General features: G+C 47.6%; 18 protein-coding genes. 3 read left to right on the plus strand and 15 right to left on the minus strand.

Features of this window, described 5'->3' with window-relative positions:
* Positions 1 to 46 precede the first annotated feature (46 nt).
* From lpdA to ACMXI2_RS19560, 7 genes are all read right to left on the minus strand, one after another.
* Positions 47 to 1453, minus strand: coding sequence for a dihydrolipoyl dehydrogenase (gene lpdA / locus ACMXI2_RS19530; protein WP_079473314.1), 1407 nt, complete (start codon positions 1451 to 1453; stop codon positions 47 to 49).
* A gap of 158 nt (positions 1454 to 1611) precedes the next feature.
* The gene (lolA1, locus tag ACMXI2_RS19535; protein ID WP_483777748.1) at positions 1612 to 2271 is read right to left on the minus strand and encodes an outer membrane lipoprotein periplasmic chaperone LolA1; all 660 of its coding nucleotides are present in this window, start codon (positions 2269 to 2271) and stop codon (positions 1612 to 1614) included.
* Between the two features lie 133 nt (positions 2272 to 2404).
* The gene (locus ACMXI2_RS19540; RefSeq protein WP_483777749.1) at positions 2405 to 5032 is read right to left on the minus strand and encodes a DNA translocase FtsK; all 2628 of its coding nucleotides are present in this window, start codon (positions 5030 to 5032) and stop codon (positions 2405 to 2407) included.
* Between the two features lie 21 nt (positions 5033 to 5053).
* Positions 5054 to 6478 (minus strand): alpha/beta hydrolase family protein, encoded by a 1425-nt coding sequence (locus tag ACMXI2_RS19545; RefSeq protein ID WP_483777750.1) that lies wholly within the window; start codon positions 6476 to 6478, stop codon positions 5054 to 5056.
* A 13-nt stretch (positions 6479 to 6491) separates the two neighbouring features.
* Positions 6492 to 6884 (minus strand): DUF423 domain-containing protein, encoded by a 393-nt coding sequence (locus ACMXI2_RS19550; RefSeq protein WP_483777751.1) that lies wholly within the window; start codon positions 6882 to 6884, stop codon positions 6492 to 6494.
* Position 6885: 1 nt separating this feature from the next.
* A complete protein-coding gene (locus tag ACMXI2_RS19555; protein ID WP_483777752.1) occupies positions 6886 to 7380 on the minus strand; it encodes a shikimate kinase in 495 nt (164 codons plus the stop codon).
* Between the two features lie 33 nt (positions 7381 to 7413).
* On the minus strand, positions 7414 to 8034 hold the full coding sequence (locus tag ACMXI2_RS19560; RefSeq protein WP_483777753.1) for a 4'-phosphopantetheinyl transferase family protein: 621 nt from the start codon (positions 8032 to 8034) through the stop codon (positions 7414 to 7416).
* A gap of 124 nt (positions 8035 to 8158) precedes the next feature.
* Here ACMXI2_RS19560 and dcd point away from each other — a divergent pair, with 124 nt between their 5' ends.
* The gene (gene dcd, locus ACMXI2_RS19565; protein ID WP_483777754.1) at positions 8159 to 8695 is read left to right on the plus strand and encodes a dCTP deaminase; all 537 of its coding nucleotides are present in this window, start codon (positions 8159 to 8161) and stop codon (positions 8693 to 8695) included.
* A 30-nt stretch (positions 8696 to 8725) separates the two neighbouring features.
* Here dcd and ACMXI2_RS19570 read toward each other — a convergent pair whose 3' ends face one another.
* Together ACMXI2_RS19570 and ACMXI2_RS19575 are read right to left on the minus strand one after the other, a co-directional pair.
* The gene (locus tag ACMXI2_RS19570) at positions 8726 to 9850 is read right to left on the minus strand and encodes an AAA family ATPase (protein ID WP_483777755.1); all 1125 of its coding nucleotides are present in this window, start codon (positions 9848 to 9850) and stop codon (positions 8726 to 8728) included.
* Positions 9819 to 10529 (minus strand): RNA ligase family protein, encoded by a 711-nt coding sequence (locus ACMXI2_RS19575; protein WP_483777756.1) that lies wholly within the window; start codon positions 10527 to 10529, stop codon positions 9819 to 9821. Before ACMXI2_RS19575 ends, ACMXI2_RS19570 begins: the two co-directional genes overlap by 32 nt.
* Before the next feature lie 198 nt (positions 10530 to 10727).
* Here ACMXI2_RS19575 and ACMXI2_RS19580 point away from each other — a divergent pair, with 198 nt between their 5' ends.
* Complete coding sequence (locus ACMXI2_RS19580; RefSeq protein ID WP_483777757.1) at positions 10728 to 12482, plus strand: DUF885 domain-containing protein; 1755 nt, start codon at positions 10728 to 10730, stop codon at positions 12480 to 12482.
* A 205-nt stretch (positions 12483 to 12687) separates the two neighbouring features.
* On the opposite strand, the gene ACMXI2_RS19585 is transcribed toward ACMXI2_RS19580, so the two are convergent.
* Entirely contained in the window at positions 12688 to 13908 is a 1221-nt protein-coding gene (locus ACMXI2_RS19585; protein WP_483777758.1) for a DUF4272 domain-containing protein, read from the minus strand.
* A 71-nt stretch (positions 13909 to 13979) separates the two neighbouring features.
* Positions 13980 to 14834, minus strand: coding sequence for a 3-keto-disaccharide hydrolase (locus ACMXI2_RS19590; protein WP_483777759.1), 855 nt, complete (start codon positions 14832 to 14834; stop codon positions 13980 to 13982).
* Between the two features lie 272 nt (positions 14835 to 15106).
* Here ACMXI2_RS19590 and ACMXI2_RS19595 point away from each other — a divergent pair, with 272 nt between their 5' ends.
* Positions 15107 to 15838, plus strand: coding sequence for an SRPBCC family protein (locus ACMXI2_RS19595; RefSeq protein WP_483777760.1), 732 nt, complete (start codon positions 15107 to 15109; stop codon positions 15836 to 15838).
* A gap of 75 nt (positions 15839 to 15913) precedes the next feature.
* On the opposite strand, the gene ACMXI2_RS19600 is transcribed toward ACMXI2_RS19595, so the two are convergent.
* The 4 genes from ACMXI2_RS19600 to ACMXI2_RS19615 all read right to left on the minus strand — a co-directional run bounded on the left by ACMXI2_RS19600 (position 15914) and on the right by ACMXI2_RS19615 (position 20152).
* On the minus strand, positions 15914 to 16216 hold the full coding sequence (locus tag ACMXI2_RS19600; RefSeq protein ID WP_483777761.1) for a YtxH domain-containing protein: 303 nt from the start codon (positions 16214 to 16216) through the stop codon (positions 15914 to 15916).
* A gap of 636 nt (positions 16217 to 16852) precedes the next feature.
* Entirely contained in the window at positions 16853 to 18106 is a 1254-nt protein-coding gene (locus ACMXI2_RS19605) for a TlpA disulfide reductase family protein (protein WP_483777762.1), read from the minus strand.
* 4 nt (positions 18107 to 18110) lie between these two features.
* The gene (locus ACMXI2_RS19610; RefSeq protein ID WP_483777763.1) at positions 18111 to 18800 is read right to left on the minus strand and encodes a YggS family pyridoxal phosphate-dependent enzyme; all 690 of its coding nucleotides are present in this window, start codon (positions 18798 to 18800) and stop codon (positions 18111 to 18113) included.
* Between the two features lie 212 nt (positions 18801 to 19012).
* On the minus strand, positions 19013 to 20152 hold the full coding sequence (locus ACMXI2_RS19615; protein WP_079473297.1) for an acyl-CoA dehydrogenase: 1140 nt from the start codon (positions 20150 to 20152) through the stop codon (positions 19013 to 19015).
* Positions 20153 to 20208 lie beyond the last annotated feature (56 nt).

Consider the following 20208-nt stretch of genomic DNA (forward strand, 5'->3'; position numbering starts at 1 on the left):
TCCGGTAAACCGAAACAGCTGTTATTATACTTACAATAAGATAAAACTACAGGTGAATTGCTTCGCCGTAAGCTACTTCTATGGCGTCTTTCACAGATTCGCTCATAGTTGGATGCGGGTGGATGGAATCCAGCACTTCCTGGTAAGTAGTTTCCAGCTTGCGTGCTACTACTGTTTCCGCAATGATTTCAGTAACGTTGGCGCCGATCATGTGGGTCCCTAACCATTCGCCGTATTTGGCGTCGAAGATCACTTTTACGAAACCTTCAGTGGCACCGGCTGCAGAGGCTTTACCTGAAGCAGAGAATGGGAATTTACCCACTTTCACTTCGTAACCGGCTTCTTTTGCAGCTTTTTCAGTATAACCTACAGAAGCAATTTCAGGTGCGCAATAAGTACAGCCCGGGATGTTCATGTAGTCGATTGGTTCTGGTTTGTGCGCATATTTCTTTTCGTTGTATGCGATAGCTTCCACGCAGATGATACCTTCTTTGGAGGCTACGTGTGCCAGTGCCTGACCGGGAACCATATCACCGATAGCGTAAACGCCGGGGATATTTGTCTGGTAATATTTATCTACCAGTACACGGCCCTTGTCGGTTTTGATACCCATTCCTTCCAGGCCGATGTTTTCGATATTAGCAGCGATACCTACCGCGCTCAGTACCACATCTGCTTCCAGGGTGATTTCGCCGGTTTGGGTTTTCACCTTTGCTTTCACACCGTTACCACTTGCTTCAACAGCTTCTACAGAAGCGTTGGTCATGATTTCGATGCCTTTCTTTTTGTATATTTTTTCCAGTTCTTTGGAGATGTCTTCATCTTCCACTGGTACGATGCGCGGGAGGAATTCAACGATGGTTACTTTAGTACCCAGGGTTGCGTAAAAATAGGCAAATTCAACACCGATAGCGCCGGAACCCACAACGATCATGGATTTAGGCTGCTGAGGGAGTGTCATTGCTTCACGGTAGCCGATTACATTTTTACCATCAATCTTCAGGTTTGGCAGTTCACGTGCACGTGCGCCGGTAGCCAGAATGATATGCTTTGCGTCGTGTACAGTGGCTTTACCGTCTTTATCGGTTACTTCCACCTGGCCTTTGGATTTTACCTTTCCATTGCCCATTAACACGTCGATCTTATTTTTCTTCATGAGGAACTGAACGCCCCTGCTCATTTTATCAGCAACACCGCGACTACGCTTGATTACTGCATCAAAGTCCACTTTTGCATCACCGATCGTGATACCATAGTCTTTTGAGTGCTGTGTATATTCAAAAACCTGTGCAGTTTTTAACAAAGCCTTCGTTGGAATACAGCCCCAGTTTAAACAGATACCACCCAGACTCTCTCTTTCCACTACTGCAGTTTTAAATCCCAGCTGAGAAGCACGGATAGCAGCCACATATCCGCCGGGCCCACTACCAATTACGATTACGTCGTATGCCATATTGTTTAATTTTTAAATTGAACTTGCCAAAGGTAAATAAATAAGCAGAAAGCACAAAGCGTATTGCAAAAAGCCACCGGAGCGCAGATTACAGGGATGTTTTGCAACATTTACCGCTGTAATCTGCACTCCGGTGGCTTTTATACTAAACTCTTACACTATCGGAGATCTACTACTTCCACGCCGGGATATTTTTTGGCGTCAAAGGTAAAGGTAGCATCGCTCAGGTTGGTATTAGGTGTGAAATTGGTGATTTCGTAAGTATAATGGTTACCATTCTTCTCAAACACCTTCATCCTGGCAATACTCTGGTTCTTCTTGTCTACAGAAACAAGCACTTTAAAAATAGTTTTTGATTTATCTGTGGGTGTCAGTTCCACGTTCTGGAACACTTTTCCTTTTTCCTGGGTTTCTGCTTCCAGTTTGTACAAATAATCTTTATCGTAGAAGTTGGTGAACAGTTTGGCCGGTGTCATGGCGCCGCTGCTCTGGTCCACGTTATTGATAGTTACTTCATTCACATCTTTGGCGTATGTCCAGGAAGTTTTGTTATCACTGATAATTTCCTGTCCGGGCAGCGTTACTTTATATTTAGCTCCTTTCAGGTAAACAGTACCCTTTTTGGAATCGGATACGCTGTTATTAGCGCCTTCTATTTTTAATATAAAATTAGCGACTACAGTTTTTAATGATTTGAATTTATTACTAACACCATCCAGAACAGTTTTTGCCTTTGGGTCTGACGCGCCCTTAGATTGTGCCATGCCGCTGAAAATGATACCACTCAACAACATTCCGGTTAATACAAATTTCTTCATCGTAGTTTTTTTTAGTTTGTGCTACCCAACAAAGACAAATGCCATGCCGGTATAGCCGTGTAGGTTTTTTACAGGGTGCAAAATTCATTATATTTCCTGAGAAAGGGTAATAAATTCCAACCGCTTTAACATATTATAACAAATTATTAAGGATTTCATTCAGCTCGCTTTCTGTTTTCACCAGTACATCCCTGGCTTTGCTTCCCATATTGGGCCCTACGATATTGGCAGCCTCCAGCTGATCCATGAGGCGCCCTGCGCGGTTGTACCCCAGTTTCATCCTTCGTTGCAGGAGGGAGGTAGATCCCTGTTGGGTGGTAACAATCACCTGTGCGGCCTCTTCAAACAGCGGGTCCCGGTCGGCGATACTCAGTTCGCGGCCATCCGGATCCTTATCGTCTACATATTCCGGTAGCAGGAAAGCATCGGGGTAACCTTTCTGATTACCAATGAATTCGGCCACATTTTCCACTTCCGGCGTATCCACAAAGGCGCATTGCAGGCGTACCAGTTCCCCGTTGAAGGAAACCAGCATGTCACCTTGTCCTATCAACTGTTCGGCGCCGCCGATATCCAGGATCGTACGGGAATCTATTTTGGAAGACACCTTAAAGGCCACGCGGGCCGGGAAGTTGGCCTTGATGGTACCGGTAATAATGTTTACAGAAGGGCGCTGCGTGGCAATGATCAGGTGGATACCCACTGCACGGGCCAGCTGGGCCAAACGGGCAATGGGCATTTCCACTTCCTTACCGGCTGTCATGATCAGATCCGCAAACTCATCTACCACCAGCACGATGAACGGCAGGTAGCGGTGACCTTTCAACGGATTAAGACGGCGCTGGGTAAATTTACCATTGTACTCACGAATGTTACGGGTACCGGCTTCTTTGAGCAGGTCGTAGCGCAGATCCATTTCAATACACAGGGCATTGAGCGTGTGGATCACCTTTTTGGTATCGGTAATGATCGCATCATCTTCACCGGGCAATTTAGCCAGGAAGTGTTTCTCAATGAGCTTATACAACGATAGCTCCACTTTTTTGGGATCTACCAATACAAACTTCAGCTGGGAAGGATGTTTTTTATAGAGCAATGATACCAGTAAAGTGTTGATACCAACGGACTTACCCTGACCGGTAGCACCCGCCATCAGCAGGTGGGGCATCTTCGCCAGATCGGCAATAAAGTTTTCGTTGTCGATCTTTTTACCAATGGCAATGGGCAGATCCATTGTGCTGGTCTGGAATTTCTCCGAGGCCAGCATATTTTTGAGAGATACGATGGTTTTCTTTACGTTGGGCACTTCAATACCAATAGTACCCTTGCCCGGAATAGGCGCAATGATACGGATACCGAGGGCCGACAGGCTTAGCGCAATGTCATCTTCCAGGTTTTTAATACGGGAGATACGAACGCCGGCAGCCGGCACAATTTCGTACAGGGTGACTGTTGGTCCTACTGTGGCACTGATCTTCTGGATTGAAATATCATAATTTTTGAGGGTATCAATGATCTGGTTTTTATTCTTTTCCAGTTCAGCAGTGTCCTGCACGATCACTTTATCGGCGTTATGATTTTCCAGCAGATCCAGGGTGGGGAACTTATAATCTCTCAGATCCAGCGACGGATCGTAGGGATCTACGGGTTCCACCGGCCGGGTGGGCGCTATTTCTTCCACCTCGTCTTCCTCGTCCTGGTACGTCGGTTTTATTTCGAAGGCCACTTCTACCGGTTCCCCCTTCTTTTTGCTGACGGGGGCAAGCGGTTGTTCGGGGGTTTCTTCTATATACAATAATGGTCCCGGATCTTCTTCCTCCTCTTCTTCCCCGGCAGGCTGCCCGTTTTCGTAAACAGGTTCGGGAGGCAAATAAGCTGCGTGGGCAGAAGGGATCACGGTGATATCTTCCCTTTCTACCAGCTGCATCGGTAGCAGGTCTTCCTCATCTTCTTCCGGTTCCGCATGTGGCGGAATCACCATTACGCCGCCTTCTTCGCGGAGACCATTTTTACGCGGGTCTTCTTTTGCAGTGGCAGCAGGTGTTGCCGCTGTTGTTTGCATCACGGGAGCTACCGGAGCAGCGGCGGGTACGGGCTTTGGCGGTTTTATCTTTTTCTCCGGCCATTTGAAGTCGAAGTTGAATTTCCAGATGAGCCAGGAGAAGCCAACTACCAGTAACAGCAGGGCGGTTCCTGTTTTACCTACGAAGCCGGTGGTCCATTTATTCAGGGCATCGCCCAGGGCGCCGCCCCAGGGGAAATCGCCCCCGCCAATGGCGAAGGCCATTGTCATGCTGATAAAGAGCACACCAAACAGGATATATTTTATACTGCGCCAGATACGGAATACCCGGCGGCCAACGATGAAATTTACACCGATGATAAAAAAGAAGTAGCAGAACAAATAGGCTGCGATACCTACGCCATAAAAGAAGAAGTTATGCGATACGTAAGCACCCAGGCGGCCGAGCAGGTTATCCACTTTTACATCTCCAAAAAATAATTCCCTGGTAGAATAATGGAAAATTTTATCCTGGTCATCTTCCCAGGTAAAAAGATAGGAAGTGAAAGCAATAAAGCAATAAACAGACAGCAAAAGAAAGAACACGCCCAGTACTTTGTGGGTGCGCTCATCTTTTACCAGCTCTTTTACCTTCACCTCGGGCTCCTTGTCTTTCTTCAATACATCCGGGTTCGGTGCGGGGCTTTTCGGTGGTTTCTTGCTTTCCGGTTTTTCGGTTTTCAGTTTATTCTTGGACATATTATAATTTCAGATTTGGGACTACCTGTCCTCCGACGGCGGCAACTGTAAGATCCAGTGTGCCATAAACCCGGGAACCAGGGGATCAATGGTTTGCTCCAGCTCACCGTATTCGCTCACGTCACATGTTTTGCAGCGCTGAAACAAATGGTTTAATCCATCAAACTTACGGATTGTTGTGAGCAGATTACCATTTTCATTCAATGCGCGTTCAATTTCTTTCAGATTGGCGGTGGCGTCCACCTGTATGTCTGCAGTGCCGTTGATAGCCATAACCGGACATTTGATCTGTTTCAGGTATGTCAGCGGCTTATATCTTAATAACGAAATAGTTTCCGGACTCATATGGGACCGTCGTATTAATTCATCTTCTGTTTGTACTTTCTTAACGTCTTCACTTGAATTACGGTATATGTTCCGGAGAATTTCCTGGGCCCGTGGCGTAATGGCGGTAATATTGCTGTCGCTTGCCAGGAGATCCCAGTAAGGCTTCATGCGCGCCTGGTCTGCCAGGATCAGGCTATCTGGTTTGCCGGCCATTTTCCCTTTGGCAGCCGATTGCTGGTCGATCAGTTCGCGGCCGCTTACACCCACCCCTGCCATCGATATTACAAAAGCCACCCCCGGATTGTTTGCGGCTACTATTTGCGCTACGATAGCGCCTTCGCTGTGTCCGAGTACGCCGATACGGGAGATATCCACATCCTTTCTTGCTTTCAGGTATTTCAGCGCGGTGAGCGCATCGTGCGAAAAATCGTAGATATCAGACGTGTCAAAATCGCCGGTAGAGGCGCCAAAGCCCCGGTCGTCGTAACGCAGGGTGGCGATGCCGTTACGGGCGAAATAATCGGCCAGCACCAGGAAAAGTTTATGCCCTGCAATTTCCTCGTTCCTGTCCTGCGGACCGGAGCCGGAAAGCAGCACCACCACCGGGTATTTGCCCTGGGCCGCCGGACGGGTGAACGTTCCCGCGAGTGTAACGCTATCTTTTACATTATTAAACCTCACCTGTTCCGTATAATACGGGAAAGGCGGCTTTGGTTCCTGTGGTCTTTTGTACATTTCACCGGCGGTAATCTCTTTCCGGCCGAGGTCTGCGTGACTCTGATCATCGCCCATACCGGTAATGCCCCTGAACTGTTTTGCAGCGGGGTCCCATACGCCGGTGAAGGAAAACCGTAATCCGTCCACACGCAGCAACAAGGTATCCCCGCGATATACTACGGTTTCCAGCTCAAACTGGTCGTTGTCCGACATTTCGGGCAGCTGGAGTGTTCCTTTATAGCCAGCGCCATCCTTCTCCAGGTCGACGATCATACGGTATTTATCTCCGTAATAAAGTTTAAAGGTGCCGTACCATTTACCGGCAATATTTACATTGTCCTGTGCCATTCCCACTGACCCCGTCAGTAAACTCACTATCAACACCAAAAAACGGCTGTACATATACGAGAATGCTTTATGCTTTTAATTTTAAAATCCCTGCCAGCAGGCAGATCCAGCCGGCAATAAAAAATACCCCTCCAATAGGCGTAATGATGCCGATGCCTTTCAAACCTACGCTGCCGGTGGTTTTGAGCATCGTGAGCAAATACAGCGAACCGGAGAACAGGATGATCCCGATAATGAAGCATCTGCCGGCCCAGATTAACTGATTGCCGGGCACATGAGCAAATAAGATGCCGGTAGCGATTAATGCGAATACGTGATAGAACTGATAAGTAACGCCTGTCTGAAAAGTAGATACGGTTTCAGGGGGCACCAGCTCTTTCAGTTTATGCGCACCGAATGCGCCTAAAATTACTGCCAATGCACCTAATACCGCCGCCCAAACTAAAAAACTCTTATACATATTAGAAATTTTGCGTAAAGGTATCCAATGAAATATTATCAGATGTAATTATGTGCCGGGATTGCTGGTAAAAAGGAAGACGTTCTGCCATTTTCTTCTCCACAAATCCGATCAGGTCTTCATCTTCCAGACCGGCAATCAGCGGCCGTTTGGATTTCTTGCGTTGCAGGCGTTCCACCATTGCTTCCACGGAAGGATTGATCCAGATGGTGGTACCATGTTCGTTCATAAAATCCATGTTCTCCTGGAAGCAGGGCGTTCCCCCGCCGCAGGAGATGAGGAAGTTTTCCTGTTGGGATAATTCCCGGAGCAGCTGACTTTCCTTTTCACGGAAATAATCTTCGCCTCTGCTGGAAAAGATATCAGCAATGGCCATCTCCTCTGCTTCCACAATCACTTCATCCAGATCGTAGTAAGGCAGTTGCCAGTGATCCGCCAGTTGTTTACCCCAATAGGATTTTCCGGCACCCATAAAACCGAGTAAATAAATCTTCATAAATAACGCGACAGTGCTTAATAAATTCTTTCCTCACGCAGGATGAGTCCATGCCAGGCATAGGTCATTTTCCATAATATATTGCAAATATAACCGGGTATTTGTATCCTGTTTGTTAAAATCGGCGGTAATGAAACCGGCCTGTTGAAAAACAAAGGGATGCAATTTCATATTCTCCTTAAAATCAACGCTTCCCCGGCCATACCATTTAAACATGGCTTCTTTGGCGCTCCAGCAGATTGTTTTATGCGACAGTTCCTGTTTTGGATCGATAAACGACCGTTCTGAAGGTGACAGGAACTTGTGGGACACCAGTTCTATTTTAGGTTTTACTTCTTCAATGTCTATACCCACCGCTGCTTTGGTGCTTACGATAGCGGCTGCATAATCGCCACAATGTGAAATGGAAAAATGGTAACTATCGCATGCCAGCACTGGTTTACGGGTATTGGTCACCGTAATTTCCTGAATGGGAAACTCCGGGAAAAGCGTTACCAGCAGGTACCTCCCCGCAAAATGCTGCAAGCGTTTATGCGGATGGTGAATAGCCCGGCTGATGCTTACCTTCTCCTGGAAAAAGTTCTCCGTTTCTGTTATCTTCCATACACCCAGCTTCGTTTCCGGATCAATTTGTATCGTTCGTATTAATGGCATATCTTGCCAAATTAAAGCAAAAAAGCAGAAAAAACAGCTTTTGGCAGCAGGTCTTTCACTAAATGCCAACAGCTGAAAACCAAAAGCTAACAATACAGCTCACTAAAACTAAACGAACCTAAGCATGATTCTGTCAGACAAACGGATATTGGAGGAAATTGAAAAAGGCACTATCGTTATTGCTCCCTATGACCGGAAATACCTGGGTACCAATTCTTATGACGTGCACCTGGGTAAATACCTGGCCACTTACAAAGACCGTGTACTGGATGCGCGCAAACACAATGAAATTGATCATTTTGAAATTCCTGAGGAAGGGTTTGTATTACAACCCGGCACCCTTTACCTCGGCGTAACAGAAGAGTATACCGAAACGCATGCACATGTGCCATTCCTGGAAGGCAAGTCCAGCACGGGCCGCCTCGGGATTGATATTCATGCTACCGCCGGCAAGGGGGATGTGGGATTCTGCAACACCTGGACCCTCGAAATTTCCTGCGCACAACCTGTACGCATATACGCAGGCATGCCCATTGGTCAGCTGATCTACTTTATGGTAGAAGGCGAAGTAGAAACACTCTATAACAAAAAAGGAAATGCCAAATATAATGGTCGCACCATCAAACCGGTGGAGAGCATGATGTGGCGGAATGAATTCTAAATAAGAACAGCGGTCAGCAGCAGCCAATGGCTAACTGCTGACTGCTATTTTCAACTCATGCGCTTCTGCACCCGTTGGCACTTCCAGTTTCCTGATCAACCGTTCCATTGCTGCCGCCGGCACCACTTCTTCCCGCTGCCTGTTTTGCTGTAACAGCTTCGCTGCCGGCACTTCCACATACACAATTGTTACCGCTGCTTCATACGTTGTAAAAAGGCTGATCAACTGTTCCCTCATCTGCCGGGTGATGTTGGTGGCATTCCATACAAAGGATTTTTTTTCCCGGAGATAGATCCTGGCTTGTTCCTTCGCGGCCTGGATCACCACGCCATTGCCACTTTTATCGGTAGGACTTATTTTCATGGTTTGCCGGATATGATCCAGGGAGATGACCGGCAGTTGTTTATAATGCTGCTGTATGTACGTGTCTTTCCCCGCGCCTGGCAGTCCGCTCATCAGTATGACCGGCGTTTGCGGCGTTTCAAACGGCACATAGTCCGGCGAGCTGCCGGTTTTGAACAGGTATTCCATGCGCGCCTGCGGTGTGGCAAACGGGCGTGGTTGTCCCCAGCAGTTATTTTCCCTGCACAGTTCTTCAAAGCAATCCAGCCGGTAGAGCAGGTCCGCCTGATCGCCACAAATACGGCCGAGCACATCGGCACGGGCCAGCAACGCCAGCAGCTGTGTGTTCACTTCCAGGCTGGCGGTGATCAGTGCTTTCTGCGGATCGGGTTTTTCAAAGATCCACAGTGGCAGGCCATGATACCTCACCAGTTTGGCGATCTGCTCGCGGATGAGAAAGGGCGCGGGCACTTCCCTGTAAAGGATTTGCCGGGCGCGTGCTTCGCCTTTGCGGGCATGTCCTGCGGAAGTGATGCGTCCATCCGGTTCAATAACTGTAGTGCTGTATTTTTCCACGTCGTGCAGCAGTGCGGCCGCCCACAGCAGTTCCTGGTCCGCCGGCGGCAACTCCCGGTAGCCGGGTAGTTGCTGCAAGGCTGCCAGCACCATCTGCGTATGTACGGCCACGTTACCTTCTGCATGATGCCGCGCGTCCTGTGGAACTTCCCGCATTACGCGCACCCATTCAAATGTATGTTCCAGGTGGGACCAGTCTTTATTTTCACTGAGCTGCCACATAGTTACCTCCTTCATTATTTAACCTTGCACGGCGCCAATGGCGGGTCCAGTGCTGGTCTGTTTTCACATGTCCTTTGCGGACATACTTAAACACGTTTTCTGCAAAATCGCTCACCGCATATCCGTTGGCGTTGCGGGATACAATGCCTTCCATTGTTGCCGGCTGACCGGTATGCACATCATGCGGATCAAAGGCGCCGGGACCGTTGACCAGCCCCAGTATATCACGCTCAAATTCCTGGCGTGCAGCCGGCGGCGTTATACGCTTTACTTCCGGTACCACCGGCAGGTCGAGCATGGCCGCGTAGAATTGGGTTTCCTCCCAACTAAGCCAGCACTGGCCTTCCCGGATACCGAATATATAAAAATGATGATCCAGGTTGCGGTATTCAATAGAGTGTACCGCGTAGAGATTTTCGAGGAAGATCTCCAGGTTGCCCAGGTCATTCTTTATGCTTTGCCAGTAGCGGCGGATGCTTTCTGTCCACGGCGAAGTAGTGGGCGCTGCATGTGAGCGCGCAAATACCCCATACCGGGATAAGCAGTTATTTTCTCCGTCCAGCTTTTCCGTGTGGATCAGCACCGGGATCTGCTGCAGCGAATGCCAGTATTCATATTGAATACGGTCGTCGCTCGTAGTGCCGGGTGAAAACGGATAATGCCAGGTACGGCCATATTTCTGAGAAATTGCCATGTCATCAGGGTTTAAATTAAACAATAGTTTCACAGGCCGGTTCCGGGATGGAACGGCGAAAGGAATAAGTTAATATGCCTGTGAGATTACATGGCGCAAGTGTTTGCAGTTTTTAATTAAGTACGCGGCAAAAGTAAAGAAAATAATTAAATAGTATATTACACAGGCTTTTGAAAACAACAACAATCATCTTCTGCAATGAAAAAACTCCTTCTTTGCGCAACCGCCGCAGCTGCCCTGGCAGCCTGTAACAACGGCAACAGCAGCAACAAAACCAACGGTACCGACAGTACGCTGAATCATGCTTTCAGCGCATACCAGGCACATTTTATTGACGCCCTCTGGAAAGAAAACCCCGACTGGGCCACCGGTGTAGGCTATCATAAATACGACTCGGTGCTGGTAGTACCGGATAGTGCAGCAGCCGCAGCGCGACTTGCATTTGCACAACAACAACTGGATTCACTCAAATCCTATGATCTTGCTGCATTGAATGACGCCAATAAAATTGATTACCAGCTGATACAGAATTACCTGGAATCGGTGCAATGGGGTATTAAGGAGCAGAAGAGCAACGAATGGGACCCATCTTCCTATAATGTTAGTAACACGTTTGCCTTTATCTTAAATGAAAACTACGCGCCGCTGGAAACCAGGCTACGCAGCTTTGGCAGCAGGTTGCAGCATATCCCGGCTTATTACGAAGCCGCAAAAAAGCAGATCAAAGATCCTGTACCGGAACTTACTTCGCTGGCCATAGATCAGAACACCGGCGGCTTATCGGTATTTGAAAAAGACTTTGCAGATTCACTGAAGAAAACCGGTATCCCGGCGGCAGAACAGACCACCATGCTGACCAGCGCCAAAACCGCCGCCAAAGCGATCCGCGATTACGCCGCATGGCTGAAGGTATTGAAGCCGGAGCATCCGCGCAGCTTCCGTTTAGGCAAAGCGTTGTACGATCAGAAGTTCAAATTTGACATCCAGTCGTCTTTTACCGCTGCGCAGATCTATGATTCCGCAGTAGCGCGTAAAGCATTTGTGCATGGTGAAATGACAAAGATCAGCCGCAAGTTGTGGCCGAAATATTTTGGTAATGCGCCGATGCCATCTGATTCGCTGGAGCTGATAGGCCGCATGATCGATACGCTTTCTGTGAAGCATGTAAAGCCGGAGGAGTTCCAATCAGCCATAGAAAAGCAGCTGCCTTCGCTGATTGCGTTTATCAAGGAAAAGGACCTGTTGTATATTGATCCGTCCAAACCGTTGGTAGTACGCAAAGAGCCGGCTTATATGGCGGGTGTGGCAGGCGCCTCCATCAGTGCGCCCGGTCCCTATGATAAAGGCGGCAACACCTATTACAACGTGGGCAGCCTGGAAGGATGGCCAAAGGATAAAGCAGAGAGTTATTTGCGTGAATACAATCAGTATATCCTCCAGATCCTGGATATTCATGAAGCTATCCCGGGCCATTACACGCAGTTGGTGTATGCGAACCAATCGCCCAGCCTGATTAAATCGCTCATGGGCAATGGCGCCATGATTGAAGGATGGGCCGTGTATACGGAGCAGATGATGCTGGAAAACGGTTATGGCAATGACGAGCCGGAAATGTGGCTGATGTGGTATAAGTGGAACCTGCGTACCGTATGTAATACCATCCTGGATTACAGTGTACATGTAAAAGATATGAGTAAGGAAGATGCTATTCATTTGCTGACCAAAGAAGCGTTCCAGCAAGCGGCAGAAGCAGCAGGGAAATGGAAGCGGGTGAGCGTATCCAGCGTGCAGCTGACCAGCTATTTCACCGGTTACAAAGAAATCATTGATCTCCGGGAGGCTTACAAACAGCAGCAGGGCAAGGATTACAGCCTGAAAGCATTTAATGAGAAGTTCCTGAGTTACGGCAGTGCACCGGTGAAGTATATTCGCCAGCTGATGCTGGCTCATTAAGCGAATTTTGTCTTTCTCAGGATTAAACTGATTATACTGATTTAGGGTTTTGATCACTTTGGATTTTAAATGATTTTGGGAGATATCAGCGAAAATATTTTCGCTGATATCTCCCAAAATCATTTAAAATCATTATAAAATCAAAAAAGTAAAATCAAGCAAATCAGTTTAATCAGTTTAATCCTGAGAAAGACAAAATTCGCGTTTAGGTATCGCAGGTAACATCATCCCAGCATTGGTTCCTGTAGTTGGTGAGCCAGTTGAGGGCATAATGTCTTTCATATACAATTCCGGGATGCAGCGGTTCCTTTTCTCCTTTTATGCGGGCGTCTACACAGGCCCAATTGGCGCGGTAGTAGAGGTCGTTGGCATCGAGTATTTCTCCGGCGCTGCGCAATTCGGTTGCGCCGGCGAGGAATGCGGAAGGATCAGAAGCGGGGCCGCGGAAGGGGAAAGCTTCTTCCGGCACCATATCGAGGTTGCAGAGTGCGTCCATTTCCCCGAGGGAGGGCACTTTTTTTAATGCCCAAAGCAATACCCATATATCTTCACACTTCCAGGTTTCCCGTGTTTTTGCGTCTTCCTGCGGATCTTCCAGGAAAGCTCTTTCGGCGGGTGTGGTTTTATCCCAGAGCTGATGTTGTTGCAGGTAGCTGATTACTGCGGGGCTTTCCAGGTATCCGAAGGCCACGGTGTTTACGGCGGCGAGTACAGCTACGCGTTGGGCTGTTTCTGTTGCGGTGCGCAGTACTACCTCGCTTTCATCGCTGATAACAGGAAGGTTGACGGTTGTTTTCACCTGCATTTCCTGCAGGAATTGTATGTTCCGTTGTTTTCTTTCTGTTGCGGCAGCCGGGGGAGCATCCTGGCTATCGAAATACTGTGCGTTGATATTTACGGTGAGATTGGTAGCGGTAGAATGGCCGTTTACATCGAGGAGCAGTGCGCCGGTTTTGTCCCAGAAGCCCTGTACTTCGGTGTTGAAGATGAAGTTATTTTCGCAGAAGAAGATACCATCCAGTTCGTCGGCCAGGTCCATGATGGCGGCACGGAGGTCGCCGTTGAATGAAGGGTTGGCGAGGATAACGATTTCGGTATTGAGTGTAGCTACTTTTGCGAGTAATAGTTCCTTCAGGGCGGGATTGTCGGCCGGCAGCTGTTGTACAAAGCCGTGCATGCCGAGCAGGTTGGTGGTTACCGGGTCATCGCTACGTACCAGCTGGTAGCCGGGTGTGGCGCGCTGGCGGTAGTTGATGGTGAGGGTGTGGCCCTTTCGCAGCAGTTTTTTCCCTGATGTGATGGTCAGTTGTTCCCAACGGTTTGCCGGTCCGTTTACTTTTACTGCCTGTTCTCCAAAATGCGCCCTCATACGGGTCAACACTTTCTCCATTTCCACTTCGTGCGTATAGAGCGTACAATTTTCCATGCTATTTCTTTCGAGGGGGCAAAGGTAGCCTAAAGCGGTTAAAGATGGTACGCCCCGCCCCTGTCATCATGTTATTTTGCTTTTTTCGCTCCCGGCCGGTTCTGCAGCAGGTGGAGGATTTTATTCAGCTTAACCGGGTCATTGATGTAGGGCGACAGGTCGAACAGTTCTACTTTCCGGAAGGCCACCGGGTGACTTTCACTTTGCAGGGAAATGGAACCTTCCGATAGGAGTTTACCCTCCTGTAACAGTCCGGGTTTGGGATGCAACACGTTGCCTCCGCCCATCTGCGGTTTATTGTATACAATAACGGTATCTCCTTCTACAATGTGTTTGATAACGGAGTCGCGCAGTACGAGGGCTTCCGCGCGTACCCATACATCACCATGATAAGTTTTGGAAGTGGAGCTGATGCAATGGTCTTTGATGAGTTTTCCATTCATCACCACGTTGGTGCCGGGTGTGCACAGGTTTGCCGTAGAGCGGGGATCGGTACCATTGCCACCCAGCAGTTGTTCTTCCAGCGAAATGGGGAAGTCCTGGTCTTTGGTCATACTGGCGGCAGTTTGTCCGTGCAGCATGATACCGCTGTTACGGAAGGCCCAACCCGGGCCGCCTTTCACCTGGTTGCCGGTAAATTTATATTCCACTACCACCAGGTAGGCTGAAAAGTTCTTTTTATAAAAGATGTGTCCATATTGTTCTCTGAACTCATCATACTTTTCGTAGCTCACTTTCAGCATGCCGCTGTCTACCCGGAAGGTATTTCCAAAATTATCATTCAGGTCATGCCCGGTTATTTTAATGTCCCAGTCTTTCAGATCCTTGCCATTAAAGAGTTTCAGCCATTTATTGGGGGCAATTTCCTTCTGTGCCGAGCTTTGGAGGCCGGCCAGCAGTAATAACGCGGTCAGTACTTTTTTCATGTGTTCTTTTATTTAACGGGGTTAAGATAACCCATCGCGGAGAGAAATGCAAGATATGGTTGGCATATAATTGGTGAGGACAATAGCTTCCTACCGGTAAAGTATATATGTTTCCCCTTGTGAGCGGTAGTGTGTAAGAAATTACGCACCGTATCGGATGTGCCACAGGAATATGGCGGGCATCATCATATCTATCTTATTAAATATCAACAACTTAACCCATTCCCAACAAAAGTGCAGGGTTTTAGCTGTAGGTTCCCCAAACTGTATATATGAGTTCCTTAACACAACAACTTAATCTTCAAGATCCACAACAACCAAAAGCAGGATCCTTATATGATAGCTCTAATATCATCAATGTTACACCCGAAGGCAGAATTGTTTCCATTTTTACCGGTGCCTGGCTGCTCGGCAATGCCATCAGCAAAGTAGATAAATCGCCTGTATCAAGTCTTTTTAAACTCCTGGGAGCTGGCTACCTGTTATACAGAGGTATCAGTGGCAACGACCTGGTGAATGGGTTTCTGGGTAAGCGGAAACCGGACAGGCATACTGCGTCTGTAAATATCAGGACTACTATTTCTATTGACAATCCGAAGGAGGAAGTATATTATTTCTGGCGTCAGCTGAACAACCTGCCGGTGTTTATGAAACATTTGCAGTCGGTGGAAGAAACGGATCCGTTCCATTCGCATTGGGTGGTAAAGGGGCCTGGCGGCATTGGTACGCTGGAATGGGATGCTGAAATTGTGAAAGAGGTACCGGGAGAGCTGATTGGCTGGAGATCATTACCGGGGTCCTCTATTGCCACCGCGGGCAGGGTTACTTTCCGGGAAACCTTTAACGCGGGAACGGAAATTGATGTGATGATCACCTACCGGCCACCAGCCGGATATGTAGGCTCAGGACTGGCCTGGCTGCTAAATCCTGCGTTTGAAAATATGCTGGTAAAAGATATCAAACGTTTCAAAAATTATATGGAAACCGGTGAAATCCTGAAGTAAGTTTTTACACAATAAAAAAGCGGAGATAATGAACCATCTGTTTGTTATCTCCGCTTTTTTTTATGTAAACTATCATTATGACAATGCTTCTCTTCTGAACTTGTTGTAAACGCCCTGACTTTTGTTAATCAGCTTCAGCACTCTTTGGCGAACATCATCCTGCAGGCCGGTTATTTCATGTTCGAATACTTCTTTCAGATCTGACAAGTCCTCTCCGCCTTTTCCTACCAGGCCATTGATCTTATGACGCCAATCATCTGCTGTTGTTTTAATCTTTTTGCGGGTTTTATCACCGCTATCAGGGGCTGTTAATAATCCAATTACTAAACCGGTAGTCAGGCCGGCTATAGCACCTGCAAGAAATTTCGTTGTAGACATAATTTCTGGATTTTTATGGTTTAACAAATGATTTGTGTGCATGGTTCATTCACACTGTAACCAAAAAATTCCAAATATCAGGCCAGTAAAAGTGTGTAGAGAAGATCCGATCTTAAAGAAATGTTATTGTGTAAAAGAAGGGAAGAGAAACCACCTGCTAAGAGAGAGTAAATGTACCAGTATCAATATCGTGAAAATTCGAAGGGAACGCTATCCAGGACAACATCAGAATTGACATTGTCCCGGCAGGTGGATAAGATAAGCGTATTAGATAATGGAATTTATAAAAGTCAAACGGAGCAGTAAAATAATTAGATTCTGGTATTTTTCAAACCTTTTTGAAAGAAATGAAATAATAAATTTTATTAAAAAGTAAATCGTCCCCGGAAAGCAAATACCAGAGAGGATTTATGTGTTTCGGTACAATATTATATAATAGTCTTATATCTTCGTTATAATACCTTTTTAGCCCGAATATCTGAAAAGCACCAGGTATGAAAACGGATTGTTAACGGGAAGATAACCTCTCCGATGCTTCGGGCATGCTTTAACTACGCTTCATCCATGCCTTATCCATGCTTCATCCATGCCTTTGAGGTGGACTTGAGGTGGACTTGATATGGACCTGATCTGGCCCTATTCAGCTTCCAACATACTGGAAACCAGCCGGTTAAAGTCGGCCTGGAACTGCTCATAATGTTCTCCTGTACCGGGGCCGGAAAAACCGGTATGCACTTCCTGCACATTTCCTTTTTTATCGATGAAGATGGTGGTGGGGAAGCCTTTGATGCCGGTTAGCTGCGGGAGGGTTTTCTCTCCTTTTGCCGGATCAGCGGGCGTTACGCCGGTGATCAGTACCGGATAGCTCACATTAAAGCGTTTCAGGAAGCCTTCGAGCGCGTTTTTCGACTTTTCGAAGTCGGTGGTGCGTTCATAGGCCAGCCCGATCACTTCCACGCCGCGGTCTTTGTTCTTCTCGTACCATTTGCTGAGGAAGCCGGTTTCGTCCATACAGTTAGGGCACCAGGAGCCCATGAGGGTGATGATGGCTACTTTATTTTTGAAACGGTCGTCTTTGATGCTCACCTTGTTGCCGTTAAGATCAGGGAAGGTGAAATCAAGTTGTCGCTGACCGGGTTTCATGGTGACGATGGTTCTTTCGTCGGCGAGTTTGGCGGTATCATTTTTCACAGCCGACCAGTATTCGAGTCCGTCGCCGATACCGGCGAAGAAGCGGCCGTTTGTGATGCTGTCTTTCCCAACGCGGGCCGTAAACAGGTACGCATGGGAGCCGTCGAAGGTGGAGAGGCGCAGGGTATCGCCATCTACCACACCATCCAGGAAGCGATAGTCGCCGGTGGTGGTGAGGAAGGTGCCGTATACGATGTTACCGGATTGTTTAAACTCCCCGATGGCGGTAGAAGGGGCTTTGTCTTTATCTTTTGAAGATACGAACTGTGTTACCCATCGGCCGGACACATTGGCAGCGGAAGGGGTGTTTACAGCGAAGCGTTCCGCCCTGCCTGCTACTGCAGAGAAAGGAATGCTTACGTCTTTATCGGCCAGGTGCCTGATCCAGAGGCCCTCTGCAGCGCTGTCGGAAGTAAGCTTTGCTTTGAATTCCGAGTCGAAGAAGGGCATTTTTATCAACAGGGAGTCGCCGGCTATGGTGACTTCATCTACCAGTAATTTATCTGTGGCGTTCAGTACGTACAGTACTTTTTTACCGGCGGTATCTTTTACTTCAAAGTTGAAAACGATATCTGCCCCGTCGGCGCGGTGCAGTTTTGCCTGCCACACACCATTGGCAAGGGTTTTAACGGATTGACCGGTATTGCAGGCGGTAAAAGCCAGGCCGATACCTGCCAGGAGGATACTTAGTTTTTTCATAAGACTACATTTGTGAATAGTTCCTTTCGCCAAAGAGCAGGCTGCCGATACGTACCAGGGTACTCCCTTCCTGCAGGGCGAGGTGATAATCGGCGCTCATGCCAATGGACAGTTCTTTAAAGTACGCTTCGTTGTTAAAGTAAGTGGTTTTAACGGATCCAAACAATTTGTGGAGCTGGTGGAACTCTTCACGGATCTGTGTTTCATTGGAAGTGTTGGTAGCCATGCCCATCATGCCGGCAATGCGTACCTGTGAAAAAGCGGATGGATCAGCGTGATATGTTTGCAGCAGTTGCTGTAACACCTGCGCATCCATACCAAACTTTGTTTCTTCTGCTGCAATGTGTACCTGTAACAGGCAATGAATAACACGCTGGTGTTTAGCGGCCTGTTTATTGATTTCCTGCAGCAGTTTAAGACTATCCACTGCATGAATAGTATGAACAAATGGCGCGATGAATTTTACTTTATTGGATTGCAGGTGACCAATAAAATGCCATTCTATGTCTGCCGGTAAAAGTGCTTGTTTTTCTGTTAGTTCCTGTACGTAGTTTTCGCCGAAGATCCGTTGTCCTGCTGCATAGAACGCAGCGATATCTTCCACTGGTTTCGTTTTGGAAACGGCTACCAGCCGGGCGTGATATGGATGGAGCCGGTCGAGAACTTCGTGGTATGCTTCTAAATTAATTGCCATCGGGCAAAGATAAGCGGATTTTGTCTTTTTCAGGATTAGGCTGATTATGCTGATTTAGGGATTTGATCACTTTTGATTTTAAATGATTTAGGAAGATATAAGCGAAAATCGCTTATATCTCCCTAAATCATTTAAAATCCTTATAAAATCAAAAAGTAAAAATCAATGAAATCAGTATAATCAGCCTAATCCTGAAAAAGACAAAATCCGCGTTAGCTGAGGATACTCCTGCTGATAACGATGCGTTGTACTTCTGAGGTACCTTCATAGATCTGGGTGATCTTGGCATCGCGCATGAGGCGTTCCACGTGGTATTCTTTTACGTAACCATAACCGCCGTGTACCTGTACGGCTTCGGTGGTTACCCACATGGCTGTTTCGGAGGCAAATACCTTGGCCATAGAGCTGCTGAGGGTATAGTCCTGGTGCTGATCTTTATCCCAGGCGGCTTTGAGGCATAACAGGCGGGCGCCTTCTATGCGGGTAGCCATATCTGCCAGTTTAAACTGGATGGCCTGGTGCTGGGCTATTTCTTTACCGAATGCTTTTCTTTCTTTAGAATATTTCAGGGCCAGTTCATACGCGCCACTGGCGATGCCGAGTGCCTGGGACGCGATGCCAATACGGCCACCGGCGAGGGTTTTCATGGCAAATTTAAACCCGAAGCCGTCCTCTCCTATCCTGTTTTCCTTTGGCACTTTTACATCCTGGAACATCACGCTATGGGTATCGCTGCCGCGGATGCCGAGTTTGTTTTCTTTGGCGCCGATGGTGATACCGGGCATTTCTTTTTCCACGATGAGGGCGTTGATGCCTTTACTTCCTTTTTCGGGGTGGGTTTGCGCCATTACCAGGTATACGCTGGCGGAGTTACCGTTGGTGATCCAGTTTTTGGTGCCGTTGAGCAGGTAATGATCTCCTTTATCTTCTGCGATCGTACGCTGGGAAGTAGCATCAGAACCGGCTTCAGGCTCACTTAACATAAACGCGCCAATTATCTGCCCGGAAGCCAGGGGTACGAGGTATTTCTGTTTTTGTTCTTCTGTACCAAATGTTTCGAGCCCCCAGCAAACGAGGGAGTTATTAACACTCATCACCACGGAGGCGGAGGCATCAATTTTTGAGATTTCTTCCATTGCCAGCACATAAGAGATCGCGTCCAGTCCTGCTCCTCCATACTTCGGGCTCACCATCATACCGAGGAAGCCGAGTTCTCCCAGTTTTTTGATCTGTTCTGTGGGGAACTTCTGGTGTTCATCCCTTTCTATTACACCTGGCAGTAATTCCGTAACAGCAAAATCGCGTGCTGCCTTTTGTATCATCAGATGCTCTTCCGTCAATTGAAAGTCCATGATTTTAATTTTATAATATGGTAATAGACTCAAATTATTTATAAATCAGCAGCTAA

The sequence above is a fragment of the Chitinophaga sp. G7 BAM 1005 genome, assembly GCF_057126945.1.